15 protein-coding genes are annotated in these 17,296 nt (G+C 72.7%); 3 read left to right on the top strand and 12 right to left on the bottom strand.

Going from position 1 to position 17,296, the window contains the following annotated elements; translation table 11 throughout:
* Nucleotides 1-147 precede the first annotated feature (147 nt).
* Complete coding sequence (locus AB0Q96_RS28885) at nt 148-363, bottom strand: EF-hand domain-containing protein (RefSeq protein WP_329424410.1); 216 nt, start codon at nt 361-363, stop codon at nt 148-150.
* Between the two features lie 72 nt (nt 364-435).
* Here AB0Q96_RS28885 and AB0Q96_RS28880 point away from each other — a divergent pair, with 72 nt between their 5' ends.
* Nucleotides 436-1,074: a GNAT family N-acetyltransferase gene (locus tag AB0Q96_RS28880; RefSeq protein ID WP_365330498.1), complete on the top strand. Its 639-nt coding sequence runs from the start codon at nt 436-438 to the stop codon at nt 1,072-1,074.
* Nucleotides 1,075-1,133: 59 nt separating this feature from the next.
* Here the strand turns inward: AB0Q96_RS28880 and AB0Q96_RS28875 are convergent, their stop codons facing one another.
* The 6 genes from AB0Q96_RS28875 to AB0Q96_RS28850 all read right to left on the bottom strand — a co-directional run bounded on the left by AB0Q96_RS28875 (nt 1,134) and on the right by AB0Q96_RS28850 (nt 7,617).
* Entirely contained in the window at nt 1,134-2,330 is a 1,197-nt protein-coding gene (locus tag AB0Q96_RS28875) for a YncE family protein (protein WP_365330496.1), read from the bottom strand.
* Nucleotides 2,330-3,085: a polysaccharide deacetylase family protein gene (locus AB0Q96_RS28870; RefSeq protein ID WP_365330494.1), complete on the bottom strand. Its 756-nt coding sequence runs from the start codon at nt 3,083-3,085 to the stop codon at nt 2,330-2,332. Before AB0Q96_RS28870 ends, AB0Q96_RS28875 begins: the two co-directional genes overlap by 1 nt.
* A gap of 394 nt (nt 3,086-3,479) precedes the next feature.
* The gene (locus AB0Q96_RS28865) at nt 3,480-3,983 is read right to left on the bottom strand and encodes an ATP-binding protein (protein WP_365330492.1); all 504 of its coding nucleotides are present in this window, start codon (nt 3,981-3,983) and stop codon (nt 3,480-3,482) included.
* 146 nt (nt 3,984-4,129) lie between these two features.
* Nucleotides 4,130-4,897: an enoyl-CoA hydratase-related protein gene (locus tag AB0Q96_RS28860; RefSeq protein WP_365330490.1), complete on the bottom strand. Its 768-nt coding sequence runs from the start codon at nt 4,895-4,897 to the stop codon at nt 4,130-4,132.
* Between the two features lie 84 nt (nt 4,898-4,981).
* On the bottom strand, nt 4,982-6,226 hold the full coding sequence (locus AB0Q96_RS28855; protein WP_365330488.1) for an Ig-like domain-containing protein: 1,245 nt from the start codon (nt 6,224-6,226) through the stop codon (nt 4,982-4,984).
* Between the two features lie 173 nt (nt 6,227-6,399).
* Nucleotides 6,400-7,617, bottom strand: a complete 1,218-nt coding sequence (locus tag AB0Q96_RS28850) for an Ig-like domain-containing protein (protein ID WP_365330486.1) — start codon at nt 7,615-7,617, stop codon at nt 6,400-6,402.
* 171 nt (nt 7,618-7,788) lie between these two features.
* Here AB0Q96_RS28850 and glgX point away from each other — a divergent pair, with 171 nt between their 5' ends.
* Nucleotides 7,789-9,993, top strand: coding sequence for a glycogen debranching protein GlgX (gene glgX, locus AB0Q96_RS28845; protein WP_365330484.1), 2,205 nt, complete (start codon nt 7,789-7,791; stop codon nt 9,991-9,993).
* On the opposite strand, the gene AB0Q96_RS28840 is transcribed toward glgX, so the two are convergent.
* The 5 genes from AB0Q96_RS28840 to AB0Q96_RS28820 form a co-directional block, all read right to left on the bottom strand.
* Entirely contained in the window at nt 9,990-11,240 is a 1,251-nt protein-coding gene (locus AB0Q96_RS28840; protein WP_365330482.1) for a hypothetical protein, read from the bottom strand. The two genes, glgX and AB0Q96_RS28840, sit on opposite strands and share 4 nt — an antisense overlap.
* 242 nt (nt 11,241-11,482) lie before the next feature.
* Complete coding sequence (locus tag AB0Q96_RS28835) at nt 11,483-12,127, bottom strand: response regulator transcription factor (protein WP_365330480.1); 645 nt, start codon at nt 12,125-12,127, stop codon at nt 11,483-11,485.
* A complete protein-coding gene (locus tag AB0Q96_RS28830) occupies nt 12,120-13,415 on the bottom strand; it encodes a sensor histidine kinase (protein ID WP_365330478.1) in 1,296 nt (431 codons plus the stop codon). The genes AB0Q96_RS28835 and AB0Q96_RS28830 overlap by 8 nt, the downstream gene beginning before the upstream one ends.
* Before the next feature lie 98 nt (nt 13,416-13,513).
* Nucleotides 13,514-14,257: an ABC transporter permease gene (locus AB0Q96_RS28825; RefSeq protein ID WP_365330476.1), complete on the bottom strand. Its 744-nt coding sequence runs from the start codon at nt 14,255-14,257 to the stop codon at nt 13,514-13,516.
* Nucleotides 14,254-15,156 (bottom strand): ABC transporter ATP-binding protein, encoded by a 903-nt coding sequence (locus AB0Q96_RS28820; RefSeq protein ID WP_365330474.1) that lies wholly within the window; start codon nt 15,154-15,156, stop codon nt 14,254-14,256. Before AB0Q96_RS28820 ends, AB0Q96_RS28825 begins: the two co-directional genes overlap by 4 nt.
* A 170-nt stretch (nt 15,157-15,326) precedes the next feature.
* Between AB0Q96_RS28820 and AB0Q96_RS28815 the strand changes: the two genes are divergently transcribed.
* Nucleotides 15,327-17,123 (top strand): ABC transporter ATP-binding protein, encoded by a 1,797-nt coding sequence (locus AB0Q96_RS28815; RefSeq protein WP_365330472.1) that lies wholly within the window; start codon nt 15,327-15,329, stop codon nt 17,121-17,123.
* Nucleotides 17,124-17,296: the final 173 nt, after the last annotated feature.

The raw sequence follows: 17,296 nt of genomic DNA, 5'->3' as shown, positions 1-17,296 counted from the left end.
ATCTTCCTCCCCGCCACGGATATCCGCTCGTCGTGTACGGAGCGTCACGAAACCGGCGGGACGGACGGGACGGAGGAGGGTCGGACGGGCGGCGACTCGACGTACGCGCGTGGGCGTACGGCGCCGCCCGTCCTCGCCCCGCGAGGCTCAGGCCTTGTTGAGGTTGTTCCAGAACTCGTCCCAGGACAGCTTGTGGTCGCCGTTGGTGTCCTGGCGGTTGATCAGCGCCTCGGCGACGGACTCGGTGACGTTGAAGTCACCCAGCTGCGCCATGACGCTCTTGTACTCGGCGGCGGTGATGAAGCCGTCACCGTCCACGTCGAACTTGTTGAATGCCGTGCGCGCCGAATCGATGTCCGCCATGCTTCCGCCCCTTCGAGGTGCCTGATGTAGGGGGTCAGATTATCGGGCCCCTCGGTGCCCGATGATGGGGGTATGAACAGCGAAGTGGCACGGATACTGGCAGCCGCGGCGCGCGGGGAGTTCCCGCCCGCGGACGGGTCGACGACGATCGTTCCACAGCCGAACCCGCGGGACGCGGGCGTGCTGTCGTTCACCGCGCACTCGGTGGTGTTCCTGGACGAGGACCCGGAGTGGATCCGCGCGGAGCTGGCGTCCGCCTCGACGGATCCGCTGGTGGCGAGCATGACGCCGCGGTTCCACGCGACGCTGATGGCGCGCACGGGCCGGTACGTGAACGCGGTCGACCTGATGACGGTCGCCGACGCGCTGCCGGGTGAGCCGGAGATCGAGCTGCGGGAGATCGAGGACCAGGACCATCCCCGGGTGGCGCGGGCGCTGAAGTACCGCGACGAGGTCCGGGTGTGGGCGGCGGACGGCGGCCTGCTGATCCTGGGCCGGGGCGTGGCGGGCCGGATGGAGGTCGCGGTCGAGGTCGACGAGGAGGCGCGGCACCGGGGTCTGGGCCGGGCGCTGGCGAGGGCGGCCCGGCAGCTGACCCCGGACACGGTGGTGTGGGCGCAGAACACCCCGGGCAACGCGCGCAGCGTCCGCACCTTCCAGGCGGCGGGCTACCGTCCGGTGGGCGCCGAGGCGTTGCTGGTCGCGGGCTAGGGCCGGCGGACGGCGGGGGGCCCGGCGGGGCCGGGCCCGCCCCCGCCGGGTGGGGTGGGTCAGCGGAAGATGCCGGTGTGGCCGAGGGAGTAGCGGCCGGGCTGCGGGTAGACGGCCAGGCCGTGCGGGCCGCTGCCGACGGGGATGCGGGCGAGCTGCTTCCCGGTGGCGGTGTCGATGGCGTACACCTCGGAGTCGTACCGTCCGGAGAGCCAGAGCACCTTGCCGTCGGCGGAGACGCCGCCCATGTCGGGCGATCCGCCGTGCGGGAGCCGCCACTTCTTGGTGAGGCGGTTCTGGGTGAAGTCGAAGACGGAGACGGTGCCTTCGCCGCGGTTGGAGACGTACATCTCCTTGGAGTCGCGGGAGACGTAGAGCCCGTGGCAGCCCTTGCCGGTGGGGAGCAGCGTCGGGGTGGTGAACTTCTCGCCGTCGAGGACCCACATGCCGTGGGCCATCATGTCGGCGATGTAGAAGGTCTTGCCGTCCGGGGAGATCTTCACGTCCTGGGGCATGGCGCCCTGGAAGGGCAGCTTCTGCTGACCGACGACCTGCATCTTCTCGGTGTCGACCTTGAGGAGTTCGCCGGAGAACTCGCAGGAGACGACGAAGTAGCGTCCGTCGGCGGAGAAGTCGGCGTGGTTGACGCCGTAGCAGGAGACGGGGACGGTCTTGCGGCGTTCCATGGTGTGCGGGTCGCGGAAGACGAGTTCGCGGTCGAGCGAGGCCATGACGACGGCGTACTTGCCGTTCGGCGTGAAGTAGAGGTTGTACGGGTCGTGCACCTCGACGGGCTTGCCGGCCACGCCGGTCGCCGGGTCGATGGGGGTGAGCGTGTGGCCGCGGTTGTTGTTGACCCAGAGGGTCTTCATGTCCCAGGAGGGGACGACGTGCTGCGGCTGGTTGCCGACCGGGATGGTCTCGATGACCTTGTACGTGGCGGGGTCGATGACCGAGACCGTGTTGGAGCTGGTGTTGGGGACGTACACCCGGGAGGGGAAGTCCTTGACGACCGGGGAGAGCCGGTTGGGCCGGTCGGCGGCGTAGACGTCGTCGGGCTTGAGCAGCGGTGGCATGCCGGGCAGCCCGGCGGGGGCGGCGGCCGGTTTCGGTACGGCGGGGAGCACGGCGGCCTTCTTGGTGCCGCCGCCTTGTTCGGCGGGGTGGGGGCTGCCGCAGCCGGCCAGGGCGAGGAGCAGGGCGGCGGCGAGGAGGCCCTTGGTGCGCGGGGTCGGGCGGGGGGCGTGGATCGGCATCAGGTCAGCAGCTCCGTGGTCGTCACCGCGCGCAGGCCGCGGCGGTCGAGGTCGGCGAGGAGGAGGGGCAGCGCGGCGACCGTGTCGGCGTAGCCGAAGTGGAGGCTGACCACCGATCCGTTGCGGATCCCGCCGGTGACGTTGGCGACGACGGCGGCGGGTCCCGGCGAGGTGAAGTCGAGGGAGTCGACGTCGTACGAGAGGACGTGCGGGTATCCGGCGCGCAGGGCGGCGCGGCGGACGGTCGGGTCGGCGTGCTGGGTGCGGGAGGGGCGGAACCAGGTGCCGATGGAGCCGGTGAGGCGGCGCAGCCGGGTGGCGCAGGCCTGGATCTCGTCGAAGGCACGTGCCTCGGTCATGGTGTTGACGTCGAGGTGGTGCTGGGTGTGGTTGCCGAGGTCGTGGCCGCCGTCGAGGACGCGGCGGGCCATCTCGGGGTGCCGGTCGAGCCAGTCGCCGACGGCGAGGACGGTGACGTGGGCGCCGGCCCGTTCGGCGTGGCCGAGGACGGCGCGGGCGAGGGCGGGGTCGCCCTGTCCGTGGAAGGTGAGGGCGACCCGGGGCCGGTCCCGGGGGCCGTTGGCGATCTCGTCGGGGCGGCCGGGGTAGCGCCGGGGGGAGGGGGCGGCGGGCGCGGGGGCGGGGCCCTGGGGCGGTGCGGGGCGTGGCTCCGTTCCGCAGGCGGTGGCGAGGGCTCCCGCGAGGGCGGTGGCAGCGCCGGCCCGGAGGGCACCGCGGCGGTCGGTGGGTGTCACGGCACCATTTAAGGGCGGGTATGCCGGAATCACGGCGATTGGGCCAATTCAGGACGTTTGACGCCCGAGATCTGGCGTCCACCATGCGGACAGGGCGAGGAAACACCCAATGAACACCATATTTATTCATCGTTTATAAGGACGGTGCTCCATGTCACCAACGATTCATTGGTAAACTGTCCGCATTTGTCCATATCTGTCACGGTAGGGACTTTTGGCGAAGACGCCACCTGTCTGCCATAGTCGGAGACACGACCCCCATTGACCCGGGCCAGGTCGACATGGCGGCCGTGGATACACCCCCCCCGATCCACGGCGCATCACACGGAAGCCCCCACGCGCCCCACCACGGCGGACGGGGGCTTTCGTGCATCACGGGGACGGGCCCGGGCGGCTAGCGGTCGGAGACCCGCATCTCGAACCAGGTGGTCTTGCCGCGCGGGGCGAGGTCGACGCCCCAGCGGTCGGACAGCTTGTCGACGAGGAAGAGGCCCCGGCCGCTCGTGTCGAGCTCGTGCACCGGCATCAGGCAGGGCAGCCCGCGCGAGGGGTCGCGCACCTCGATCCGGATCCAGCCGCGGCGGCGCAGCATGCGCAGGGCGAACACCCGGGCCCCGGTGTGCCGCACGGCGTTGCCGACCAGCTCGGAGACGAGCAGCACCGCGTGCTCGGAGATCTGCGGGCCGAGCGCCCACTGGCGCAGCACGACCCACTGGGTGAGCCGGCGGGCGACCGCGGCGGACTCGGGACGGGACGGCAGCCGGACATCCCCCTCGGCCGGGTTCCCGTACAACTGCAGTGCTTCCGCGGCCTGTTCGTCCTCTGCGGCCGGTACCCACCGTGCGGCGGTCGCACCGCCGTGCTGCCGCGGTTGATCCATACCATCCAGGCCCGCCATGCCCCCATCATGGCCGCACGGAGCGGGGCGCGGGGGCCGTTCCACCGGAATCGACCCCCCGGAATCGACAATTCCGGGGGATTCGTTCGGCATATGCCCAAGGCAGCCGAAAGGGCGGCCGGTCACGGCCGCCCCGACGCCGCGCCTCAGACGAACTTGGCCTTGCCCGGACCCTCCTCGACGAAGCTGCGCATGCCCCGCTCCCGGTCCTCCGTCGCGAACAGGCCCGCGAACCAGGTGCGTTCGATGGCGAGACCCGTGTCGATGTCCGCCTCCAGCCCCTGGTCGACCGACTCCTTCGCCGCCCGCAGCGCCAGCGCCGGTCCCTGCGCCAGCTTGGCGGCCCAGGCGTGCGCCTGCTCGTACACCTCGGCGGCCGGCACGACCCGGTCGACCAGGCCGAGGCTCAGCGCCTCGTCCGCCTTCACCATGCGGCCGGTGAAGATGAGGTCCTTGGCCCGGGACGGGCCGATCAGGCGGGAGAGCCGCTGGGTGCCGCCGGCGCCGGGGATGAGGCCGAGCAGGATCTCGGGCTGGCCCAGCTTGGCGTTGTCCGCGGCGATCCGGTAGTCGGCGCAGAGCGCCAGCTCGCAGCCGCCGCCCAGCGCGTACCCCGTGACGGCCGCGACGACCGGCTTGGGGATGCGGGCGATCGCGGTGAAGGAGTCCTGCAGCGCGCGCGACCGCTTGACCATGGCCGCGTGGTCCATGACCTGCATCTCCTTGATGTCCGCGCCGGCCGCGAACACCTTCTCGCCGCCGTAGAGGATCACGGCCCGCACGTCGTCGCGCTCGGTCGCCTCCACGGCCAGCTCGCGCAGCCGGTCCTGGGTGGCGATGTCGAGGGCGTTCATCGGGGGGCGGTCGAGACGGATCGTGCCGACGCCTTCGGCGACTTCGAGGTTCACAGTCATGGTCCGAAGGTTAGCCGCCGTTAACGCGACGGGCCCCGGTGCCGTTGGTCACAGCACCGGGGCCCGCGTCGTCGGGCGGGAAGGTCAGGCCTTCCACTCCGACCAGGACATGTTCCAGCCGTTGAGGCCGTTGTCCGGCTTGATCTGCTTGTCGCGCGAGTTCTTCACGATGACGACGTCACCGATGATCGAGCGGTCGAAGAACCAGGCGGCGGGCGTCGAGCTGTCCCCGGCGCCGCGGGAGTCCCGCAGACCGACGCAGCCGTGGCTGACGTTGGCCGAGCCGAAGGTCGAGGCCGAGGCCCAGTAGTTGCCGTGCACGAAGGTGCCCGAGGTGGACAGCCGCATCGCGTGCGGCACGTCCTTGATGTCGTACTCGCCGCCGAAGCCCACGGTGGCGCCGTTCATGCGCGTCACCTTGTACTTCTCGCTGATGACCATCTGACCGTTGTACGTGGTCGTGGACGGCGCGCCGGCGGTGATCGGCAGGGTCTTGATGATCTTGCCGTCGCGCTCGATCTTCATCGTCTTGGCGCTCGCGTCCACCGTGGAGACCTGGCGGCGGCCGATGGTGAAGGTGACGGTCTTCTTCTGCTTGCCGTACACGCCCGGGCGGCCCTCGACGCCGTCCAGATTCAGCTTGACGGTCACCTTGGTGCCCGCGGCCCAGTAGTCCTCGGGACGGAAGTCGAGGCGGTCGTTGCCGAACCAGTGCCCCTCGATCTCCACGGCCGGCTCCGCCGTCACCTTGATGGCGCGCTCGACGGCCTCCGGGTCGGTGATGCCCCGGGTGAAGTTGATCGAGACCGGCATGCCGACGCCGACGGTCGCACCGTCCTCCGGCGTGTAGTGGCCGAGGAAGGTGTTCTTCGGTACGAGGGTGCTGAAGGTGGTGTCCTTCGCCGACTCACGGCCCTCGGTGTCCTTGGCGACCGCGTGCACCTTGTACTGGGTGCCGGCGGACAGGTGGCCGAGCGGCTCCCAGCTCCCGCCGTCCGCGGAGATCCTGCCCTCGACCGCGGTGCCCTTGGTGTCGGCGACCGTGACCGTGGACAGCTTGCCCTGATCGGCCGTCACCTTCAGCGCCCCGCTGGTGGCGACCGAGTCGGCGCCGTCCTTCGGAGCGATCGTCACGACCGCGGCGGAGGCCGCGATCTCCTGCTTGTCGCCGGTCCCGGCCGGGTCCTGGCTCCCCTTGCCGCCACCGGTGGCGCCGCCGCCCCCGCACGCGGTCAGCACGAGGAGCAGCGTCCCCGTCGCCAGTGCCCCCAGGCGGGCGCCTCCGCGCCGTCGTCCGGCGGTCCCTCCGGATATCGGCTGCCCGTTCACTATGTTCTTCTCCCCTCGCACGACCCGGCATAGCTCGGGCCCCACCCCCGTGCGCATCCTCCCGCGCACACGGCGTTAGACAATCACACCGTCGGACACGAAACTTCCACGCGAATGTCACCGTTCAGTCCCAGTTCACGCGGGGTGTGCGGGGCGCCGCGGGCCGCTCGGGGTCAGCGCAGCGCGGAGCCCGTCCGCCAGCGGCTCCACTCCATGTTCCAGCCGCCCAGACCGTTGTCCGCGGCGACCTCCTTGTCGCGCGAGTTGACCACCTCGACCACGTCGCCGATGAGGGTCCGGTCGAAGAACCAGCCGGCCGGGGTGTCCGCGCCGCCGCCCTTCACGTCCCGCAGCCCGACACAGCCGTGGCTGACGTTCGCCGAGCCGAAGGTCGACGCCGAGGCCCAGTAGTTGCCGTGCAGGAAGGTCCCCGAGTCGGTGAGCCGGATCGCGTGCGGCACGTCCTTGATGTCGTACTCGCCGCCGAAGCCGACCGTCCGCCCGTCCATCCGCGTCACCTCGTACAACTCCGTGACCACCATCTTCCCGTTGTACGTGGTGGTCTTCGGCGCCCCGGCCGTGATCGGCAGGGTGGTGAGCGGCTCGCCGTCCCGGCGGATCTCCATCGTGTGCCGCTCGGCGTCGACCAGGGACACCTGCGAGCGGCCCACCGTGAAGCCGACCTTCTTGCGCTGGATGCCGTACACCCCGGGCGCGCCCTCCACGTCCCGCAGGTCGAGGTCGACGGTGACCTCGGTGCCGGGCTGCCAGTACGCGGCGGGGCGGAAGTCGAGCCGGTCCTTGCCGAACCAGTGGCCGACGACCTCGACCGCCGGGTCCGAGGTGATCTTGATGGCCCGCTCGACCTCCGCCCGGTTCTCGATCTCCCGGTTGAAGGAGAAGGAGACGATCATGCCGGTGCCGACGGTGGACCGGTTCTCCGGCTTGAAGTAGCCGATGAAACGGTGCTCGGGCACCACGGTGGTGAAGGTGGTGTGCCGGGCCGAGCGGCGCCCGTGGGCGTCGAGCGCGACCGCGTCCACGCTGTACTTCGCGGCGAGCGCGAGCCGGGTGTCCGGGCCCGGCCGCCAGCGCAGCCCGTCCGTGGAGATCTCCCCCGCCACCCGGGTGCGCTGCGCGTCCTCCACCTGGACCACCGACACCCGCTCCAGGCGCCCGCTGTCCACCTTCACCTCCAGGGGCCCGTCGGCGGGCACCCCCCGGCTGCCGTCCTCGGGGCTGACCCGGATCACGTCGCCCGGCGCCCGCGCCTTGCCCGGCAGGACCAGGTCCACGCCACCACCGCCACCGCCGCCGCCACCGGCTCCGGTGCAGCCCGCGAGGCCCGCCAACAGTCCCGCCACGGCGAGCGCGAACCCCGCCCGCTTCATCACATGTCTCACGACCGGCCCAACGACGGCCACCCTCCAGGGGAAACGTGCGTGCGGGTCATGTTGGGAGCACGGCGGTGCGGGCAGAACAGGTGGGAGGACCACGTGCGAGGGCGGCGGCCGGGACGCCGCCGCCCGCCCGTACGGGGAGAGCCGCGGGAGGCGGGGACGGTGTCGAGCGCAGCCGAGCAGGAGGCGGTACACGAGCGTGCCCGCGCCCCGAAGGGGGCGGAGCGGGTGGTGTGGCCGGGGGCGCCGACTCCGCTGGGCGCCCGCTGCCGGACCGGCCCCGACGGGGTGGCGGGCACCAACTTCGCGCTGTGGTCGGGCGGGGCGGAGGCCGTCGAGCTGTGCCTGTTCGACGCCGACGGCACCGAGACGCGCCTCGAACTGACCGAGCTCACCCACGAGATCTGGCACGGCTTCGTGCCCGGCGTCGGCCCCGGACAGCGGTACGGCTACCGGGTGCACGGCCGCTGGGACCCCTGGACGGGAGCCCGCTGGAACCCGGCGAAGCTCCTCCTCGACCCGTACGCGCGGGCCGTCGACGGCTCCTTCGCGCTGCCGCCCGAGGCGTACGGGCACGTGCGGGACTGGCCGCAGCAGCACGTCGCCGACACCGTCCGCGACGAGCGGGACTCGGCCCCGCACGTCCCCAAGGGGGTCGTCGTCCAGGACGACGACGACTGGTCCGACGACCGCAGGCCCAAGACGCCCTGGCCGGACTCGGTCATCTACGAACTGCACGTGAAGGGCTTCACCGCCCGCCACCCGGACATCCCGGAGCACCTGCGCGGCACCTACGCGGGGCTCGCGCACCCGGCCGCGATCGAGCACCTCGTACGCCTCGGGGTGACCGCGGTCGAGCTGCTGCCGGTGCACCAGTTCGCGCACGAGGACCATCTGCTCCGCCGCGGCCTCACCAACTACTGGGGCTACAACTCGATCGGCTACTTCGCCCCGCACGCCGGCTACTCGGCGAGCGGGACGGCGGGGCAGCAGGTCGGCGAGTTCAAGCGGATGGTGCGGGCGCTGCACGACGCCGGGATCGAGGTCATCCTCGACGTCGTCTACAACCACACCGCCGAGGCCGGCGAGCTCGGCCCCACCCTGTCCCTGAAGGGCATCGACAACCGCGGCTACTACCGCCTCCCGTCCGACGCCCGGCGCTACACGGACTACACCGGCTGCGGCAACACCCTGCACGTGGTGCAGCCGCAGGTGCTGCGGCTCATCACGGACAGCCTGCGCTACTGGGTGACCGAGATGGGCGTGGACGGCTTCCGCTTCGACCTGGCGGCGGCGCTGGCCCGCTCGATGCACGACGTCGACATGCTCTCGCCCTTCCTCGCCGTCATCGCCCAGGACCCGGTGCTGCGCCGGGTCAAGCTGATCGCGGAGCCCTGGGACGTGGGCAACGGCGGCTACCAGGTGGGCTCCTTCCCGCCGCTGTGGACGGAGTGGAACGACCGCTACCGGGACGCCGTACGGGACTTCTGGCGCGGCGCCCTGCCCGACGTCCGGGACCTCGGCTACCGGCTCTCCGGCTCCAGCGACCTGTACGCCTGGGGCGGGCGCCGCCCGTACGCCTCCGTCAACTTCGTCACCGCCCACGACGGCTTCACCCTGCGCGACCTCGTCAGCTACGAACGCAAGCACAACGAGGCCAACGGCGAGGGCAACCGGGACGGCACCCACGACAACCGCTCCTGGAACTGCGGCGCCGAGGGCGAGACCGACGACCCCGAGGTCACCGCCCTGCGCCGGCGCCAGCTGCGCAACCTGATGACCACGCTGCTGCTGTCGACCGGGGTGCCGATGCTCGTCGCGGGCGACGAGATGGGCCGCACCCAGGGCGGCAACAACAACGCCTACTGCCAGGACAACGAGATCGGCTGGCTCGACTGGAGCCTCCCGGACGACCCGGGCCGCGCCCAGCTCCTCACGCTGACCCGGCGGCTGCTCGACCTGCGCCACCGCCACCCGGTGCTGCGGCGGCGCGCCTTCTTCTCGGGCCGGCGGGCCGCCGACGGGCTGCGGGACCTGGCCTGGTTCACCGCCGACGGCACGGAGATGACGGAGGCCGACTGGTACGCGCCCTCGGCCACGCTCGCCCTCTACCTGTCGGGCCGCGACATACCGGGCCGTGACGCGCGCGGCGAGCAGGTCACCGACGACAGCTTCCTCGCGGTCCTGCACGCGGGCCAACGCCCGGTGGACTTCCGGCTGCCGGGCCCGCCGTGGGCCGACACGTACGAGCGGATCGTGGACACCGCCCCGGAGGACCAGTCCCGCGCCCCGGGGACGGTGCACCGGGGCGGGGGGACGATCAGTGTGGCGGGGCGGTCGGTGGTGCTGCTGCGGGTGGGCGGCTAGGACCGGGGGATCTCGACGAGGCAGGTGTAGTCGCCCGCGACCTCGACGTCGGGGCCGGTGTACGCGGAGGAGGTGGTGCCCTGTCCGTACGTCGTGAAGCGGCCGGCGGGCCGTCCGTCGGCGGTCCAGGCGTGCGGCGCCGAGCCGTAGGCCGCCTCGCACCGGTCCTGGCCCTCGCGCACGGCGACGCCGTCCGGGTCGCCCCGCAGGGACTCCTTGAACCTGACCTGTCCGAAGACCCGGAGGTCGGCCCGGGCGCCGCAGGGCACGACCCGGACGAGCGCCAGGGTGCCGAGTCCGGTGTCCAGGGAGGCGCAGCGGCCCGGCTTCACCCGGTGCAGGTCGGTCAGCGCCTTCTCGGCGTCCTGGACCTTCGGGCCGGCGGGCGGCGGCGGCACGGACGTCCTCCCGTGGCCGGAGAGCGCGTACTCGGCGCGCAGCGAGGTCACCCCCTTCAGGAGGTGCTCGTCGTGCAGCAGTTTGAGGGCGGGGGCGTAGTCGGCGCCGGCCCGGAGGAGCCGCCCGTCCTTGTCGAGGACGACGGTCGTCCGGATCGGTCCGGGGGCCTGCCGCGCGCTGTCCTGGGTGAGGTCGAGCTCCTGCGGGAGCGCGGCGGAGGCGTAGGTCAGCGGGACGTCCACCTGGTACGTGCGGCTGCCGTCGGCCCCCTTCACCGGCGCCCTGGTCGCGTCGGCGACGCTCACCACCTCGGCGAGCGTCCGGCCGTACGGCGCGTCGTCGCCGGCCCGCTGGAGGGCGCCGTCCATCAGGTCGACGATCTCGCCGGAGGCGGCGGAGGAGTAGCGCAGCCAGCCGCCGTCCGCGGTGCGGTAGGAGACCTGGTTGCCCGAGACGGCGAAGGTCTGCGGCTTCCGCGAGCCGACGGGCTCACCGCCGAGTTCGCGGGCCGCGTCCGCCGGGAAGCCGCGCGGGATCTCGACCACCCGCTCGGCGCGGGCGGTGTCCGCGGCGTAGTCCTGGACGCCGGTCACGCGTTCCACGGCCGTCCCCTTGGCGGAGCCGTAGCGCAGCGTCCAGGTGAAGGCGGAGGACCCGGTGGCCGTGGTGGCCCGGCTCGCGGCGGAGAGCTGGTCGTCGAGCCGTACCGAGAAGACGGGCGTCGGTGTGGGCGAGGGGGTGGCGGCCGGCTTCGCGTCCTGGCCGCCGGACCGGCAGGCCGCCAGTGAGGTCAGCAGCAGCGGCAGTGCCAGCGCGGCGGCGCGGCGGCGTGTCCTGGAGTCGTACATGGTCCCCACCCTCGTTCTCCCGCCCGGTGGGCGATCGGGCGGGATCCTACGGGGCGGGTGCGGCGACCCGGCGATGGACCCCGCACCGGCCACCACGGCGCGACGGCGGTGGCCGGCGGGGGAAGGGGCACGCGGCGGTCCGGTGTCCCCCGTGGACCGCCCCGTGCGGTTCCAGTGTGCGGGCCGGGGCGGGGGGTGTCGTGTGCCTGGGACGCACGGATCGTTGACGCTGGGTGCAGCGGTCAGCCGGTGCGGCCGAGGATGCCGCGCTGGTAGGCGACGGCGACGGCCGCGGCGCGGTCCTTGGCTCCGAGCTTGGCGTAGATGTGCGTGAGGTGGGTCTTGACGGTGGCCTCGCTGATGAAGAGCTCGGCGGCGATCTCGCGGTTGGAGGTGCCCTTGGCGACGAGTTCGAGGACCTCGCGCTCGCGGGCCGAGAGGCGCTCGTCGGCGGGCGCGGCGGGGGTGCGGACGCGGTCGACGAGCCGGCCGGCGACGGCCGGGGAGAGCACGGTGCGGCCCTCGGCGGCGGCGCGGACGGCGGCGAACAGCTCTTCGCGGGGCGTGTCCTTGAGGAGGTAGCCGGTGGCGCCCGCCTCGATGGCGGGGAGGGTGTCGGTGTCCGTGTCGTACGTGGTGAGGACGAGGATCCGGGCGCGGGCGCCGCGCCGGGTGAGTTCGCCGATGGCGTCGACGCCGCCGCCGCCGGGCATCCGCAGGTCCATGAGGACGACGTCCGGGTCGAGGCGCAGGGCGAGGGCGACGCCCTCGACGCCGTCGGCGGCCTCGCCGAGGACCCGGAATCCGGGGTCGGTCTCGAACATGCCGCGCAGGCCGTCGCGGACCACGGGATGGTCGTCGACCAGGAGGAGGGTGATCTCAGTCATGGGGGGCCAACGGTACGCGAGCGCTGATCGCCGTGCCGTGTCCGGGCTCGGTCTCCAACGCGAGGCTGCCGGCGAGGCGTTCGGCGCGGGCGCGCATGCCGTGGAGGCCGAAACCGCCGGTGCGGTGGCGGGCGGGGACGGCGGCCGGGTCGAAGCCGTGGCCGTCGTCGCGTACGTCGAGGGTGAGTTCGTCGCCCATGTAGGAGAGGGTGACGCCGGCGCGGGCGGCGCCGGAGTGGCGCTCGGCGTTGGCGAGGGCCTCCTGGGCGATCCGCAGCAGGGTCGCGGCGATCTCGTCGTGGACGGGGTGTTCGGTGCCGGTGACGGTGAACCGGGTGGTGATGCCGGTGCGTTCGGACCAGTCGGCGACGGTCTTGCGCAGCGCGTCGGGCAGCGCGTCGTGCTCCAGGGCGACCGGGCTGAGGTTCTGCACGGAGCGGCGGGCCTCGCCGAGGCTGTGCCGGGCGAGGTCGGCGGCGCGGCGCAGCCGGACCTGGGCGAGTCCGGGATCGGTGGTGGCGCCGACGGCCTGGAGCTGGGCGATGACGCCGGCCAGGCCCTGGGCGATGGTGTCGTGGATCTCGGCGGCGAGCCGGCGGCGTTCGTCGGCGACGCCGGCCTCGCGGGCCTGGACGAGGAGCTGGGCCTGGAGGGCGGCGTTCTCCTCCAGGGCTTCTTCGAGGCGGGCGTTGGCGCGGGCCAGCGCCTCGATGGTGGCGGCGCGTTCGCGGGCCTTCTCGGCCTCCTTGACGCCGAGGTGGGAGAGGCCGACGGCGAGGCAGCCGTTGAGGACGAACAGCCCGGCGAAGGCGACCCATTGGACGATGCCGCGGGGCGGCAGCCCGCCGGACTGGGAGCCGGCGAGGGTGAGCGCGACGGCGACCAGCCCGGCGCGGACGGCGACGGGCCGGGGCGGCAGGAGGTGCACGGCGTCGAAGTAGCCGATGCAGGCGAAGACGGCGAAGAAGGGGTTGGTCCAGGTGAGCCCGAAGGCGAGCGCGGTGCGGGCCGTGAAGTAGCAGAGCGCGGCGGGCCCGGGGGCGCCGGGGACGGAGAGCGTGGCCGTCTCGCAGGACGTCTCCAGCACGGCCCGCTGATGGGCGGTCCACCACAGCTGGAGGGCGAGGACGGCGGCGAACAGGGCGCCGGCGACGAGGGTCCTGGTGTGGTCCATGATCTCGTCGGCGGAGGCCGCGGCGAGCGCCCCGCCGACGCCCAGCAGCACGTAGGGCCCCCACCGGAAGAACTGCTGCCACCGCTCCTCGACGGTCGTCACACGCGTAGCCATCTCTCCCCCGACCTCCCCGGTCTCCCCCGACCTTCCCCGGCCCACTACTCCCGCCAATCCCGCTACTCACGCCGCTCCTGCTACTCCTGCTATTTCTGCTACTCCCAGCGGAACCAGCGGATCGCGGCACCCGTGAGGAGGACCGCCCACAGGATCGTCACCACGAGCGGGACCCAGCCGGGCCAGGCGCCGCCGGCGGCGGCGTCGAGGGCCTCGGAGGCGGCGCCGAAGGGGCTGAACCCGACGATCTCCCGCAGCGTATCCGGCATGCTCTGGACCGGCACCCAGACGCCGGCGGTGAACATCGAGGGGAAGAAGACGGCCGAGCCGACGGCGGTGGAGATCTTCTGGGTGCGGGAGACGGCGCAGACGGCCGAGCCGAGGGCGAGGGAGCAGGCGGTGGCGAGCAGCAGGGCGAGGAGGTAGCCGGGGAGGTTGCCGGGCAGGGCGACGCCGAAGGCGAGCCGGCCGACGGTGATGGCGAGCAGCGCGGAGACCAGGGCGGCCACGCCGTGCAGGACGAGCTGGGCGGTGAGGAGGGCGCCGGGCCGGACCGGGGTGGTGGACATCCGGCGCAGGATGCCGCGTTCGCGGTAGCCGGCGAGGACCGGGGGCATGGCCTGGAGCCCGGCCATGATGAGCGCGAAGAGGACGGACACGGGCACGTAGACGTCGATCACGCGTCGCCCGCCGAGGTCGGCGGACGCCTCTCTGAAGGAGGGGATCGACCCGAGGATCACGAGCAGCACGGTGGGCGAGAGCATCACCCAGAACAGGGCGGCCGGTTCGCGGCCGAAGAGCCGGACCTCGGTGCGCAGGAGGGTGCGGGTGGCGGTGGTCACTGGTCGGCTCCGGTCAGGTCGAGGTAGGCGTCGTCGAGGGTGGCGTCGGAGACGCGCAGGCCGCGGGCGGTGACCCCGCGGCGGGCGAGCAGCGGGACGAAGGCGTCGACGGTGGCGTCGTCGCCGGTGAGGACGGTCCGCCCGTCAACGGTCTCGACGCTGACGGCGCCGGGCAGGGCGAGCAGGTCGGCGCGGTCCAGCGGGGTGTCGGCGGCGAAGGAGACGGTACGGGCGGTCCCGGCCCGCCGGATGAGCCCGCCGGGGGTGTCGAGGGCGGTGACCCGGCCCCGGTCGATGACGGCGACCCGGTCGCAGAGGCGCTGGGCCTCCTCCATGAAGTGGGTGACGAGCAGGACGGTGACGCCACCGCGCCGGATGTCCTCGACGAGGGCCCAGGTGTCGCGGCGCCCGCGGGGGTCGAGTCCGGTGGTGAGCTCGTCGAGGATGACGGCCCGCGGGTCGCCGACCAGGGCGAGGGCGATGAAGAGCCGCTGCCGCTGCCCGCCGGACAGCTTGGCGTAGCGGACCCCCAGTTGCCCTTCGAGCCCGAGGCGTTCGGCGAGGGCCCGCCAGTCGGCGGGGCGCTCGTGGAAGGAGGCGTACAGTTCGAGCGCCTCGCGGACGGTGAGCTTGGCCTGGAGCTCGCTCTGCTGGAGCTGGACGCCGAGCAGCCGGGTCACGTCGGTGTGCTGGGCGGCGGGGTCCAGCCCGGCGACGCGCACGGTGCCGCGGTCGGGGGCGCGCAGTCCGGCGACGCACTCGACGGTGGTGGTCTTGCCGGCGCCGTTGGGGCCGAGGATCCCGAAGATCTCCCCCTCCTCGACCGCGAAGGTGACGCCGTCGACGGCCTTCCGCTCGCCGTAGGCCTTGTGCAGGTCCTGAACCTCGATCATGGGCATGCCCCAAGGTTCGTGAAAGCGGGGCCCCGCCGGTATCGGCCATCCCGCTCGACCCCCGGTCAACCGATCGGTTGATACCGCCTACGACCGGCCACCGACCTGCACGGCACTGGCCGGTGGCCGGAAAACCACAGGAGTGATGTCAGGGGTGAACCGTAGGCTCAGCCCTGATGCCCACAGAACATGTACCCACCAAGGAATCGCCCGCCGTCGAGGGACGCTCGACCGTGCGCACGCTGCTGCGCCTGTGGCCGTACGTACGCCCGGTGCGCGCCCGCCTCTTCACGGCCGCGTGCGTCGCGATCGTGGCCTCCTGTCTGTCCCTCGTGATCCCGCTGGTCCTGAAGTGGCTGGTCGACGGCCCGGTCACGGACGGCGACACGACGGGGGTGTGGCTGGGCGCGCTGTACCTGCTGTTGCTGGGGATCACCGAGGCGGTGCTCTTCGGCGTCCGGCGCTGGCTGGTGGCGCGCCCCCTCGCGGGGGTGGAGGCGTCGATGCGCGCCGCCCTGTACGGGCACGTGCAGCGGCTGCCGATCGCCTTCCACGACCGCTGGGCCTCGGGCCAGCTCCTCTCGCGGGGCACGACGGACCTCATGATGGTCCGCATGTTCCTCGCCTTCCCGTTGACCTTCCTGCTGGTCAACGCGGTGACGATCCTGGTCGGTTACGCGGTGCTGTTCGCCCAGGAGTGGACGCTGGGCCTGGTGCTGCTGGCCCCGGTCGGGCCGATGGTGCTGCTCTGCTGGCTCTTCGAGCGGCGGTACTCGGTGGTGACCCGGCGGGCGCAGGACCAGGTGGGCGATCTGACGACGGTGGTCGAGGAGAGTGTGCTCGGCATCCGCATCGTGAAGGGCTTCGGCCGGCACCGCAGCCAGACGGACGCGTTCCGGAACCTGGCGGAGCAGCTCCGCGGCACCGAACTGGCCAAGGCCCGGCTGCTGGCCTGGATCTGGGCGGTGATGACGCTGCTGCCCGAACTGGCCGTGGGGGCGGCGCTGGTGCTGGGCACGGTGCAGGTGGCGGACGGGCAGCTGTCGGCGGGCACGCTGGTGGCCTTCCTGTCGACGGCGCTGGCACTGCGCTGGCCGGTGGAGTCGATCGGCTTCCTGCTGGCGATGAGCCAGGAGGCGGCGACGGCGACGGAACGCTACTTCGAGGTGATGGACGCACCCCAGGAGACGGACACGACCGCGCGGCAGACGCCGAAGCCGTCCGACGGCCTCCGCTTCGAGAAGGTGTCCTTCCGCTACCCGGACGCGCCGCCGGACAGCCCGCCCCTCCTCACCGACGTCGACCTGCACGTGCGCCCGGGCGAGACGCTGGCCCTGGTGGGCACGACCGGCTCGGGCAAGACGACCCTGACGGCCCTCGTGCCCCGGCTGCACGAGCCGACCGCCGGCCGCATCCTCCTGGACGGCGAGGACATCACCCTGATGCCCAGGGAGCGCCTGCGTTCCCTGGTGTCGATGGCGTTCGAGGAGCCGACCCTGTTCTCCGCGAGCATCGGCGAGAACGTCCTGATGGGCGCGGACGAGGACGCGGCGGCCCCCGAACTGGCCCGGGCGCTGGCGGTGGCGCAGGCGAGCGCGTTCGTGGAGAAGCTCCCCGAGGGCGCGGACACCCAGGTCGGCGAGCAGGGCCTGAGCCTGTCCGGCGGCCAGCGCCAGCGCCTGGCCCTGGCGAGGGCGGTGGTGGGCCGCCCCCGCTTCCTGGTCCTGGACGACCCGCTGTCCGCCTTGGACGTGCACACGGAGGCGAAGGTCGAGGCGGCGCTGCGGGAGGTGCTGCGCGACACGACGGCGCTGGTGGTGGCGCACCGCCCGTCGACGGTGCTGCTGGCCGACCGGGTGGCACTGCTGTCCGGCGGAAGGGTGGCGGCCGTGGGCACCCACCACGAACTGCTCCGCGAGAACCCCGAATACGCATGGCTGATGTCCGGCGAGACCCAAGAGGACCTTCGATGACGGACACCGAAACCAACACCGACCCCGGCACGGACACGACCGGCACCCGACCGACGGCGGGAGGGGGCCGGAACCGGAGCGGGGGTGGGGGTGTCCGGACGTGGCGGCGCCCGCAACGAGCGAAGCGAAGTGAAGGTCGCAGTCCGGACACCCCCACCCCCGCGGAGGTTCCG

It is taken from the genome of Streptomyces sp. NPDC093111 (genome assembly GCF_040683955.1).
Taxonomy (GTDB): domain Bacteria; phylum Actinomycetota; class Actinomycetes; order Streptomycetales; family Streptomycetaceae; genus Streptomyces.
Note: the sequence above shows the minus strand (reverse complement) of the source record. Positions and strands in the feature narration are given on the sequence as shown.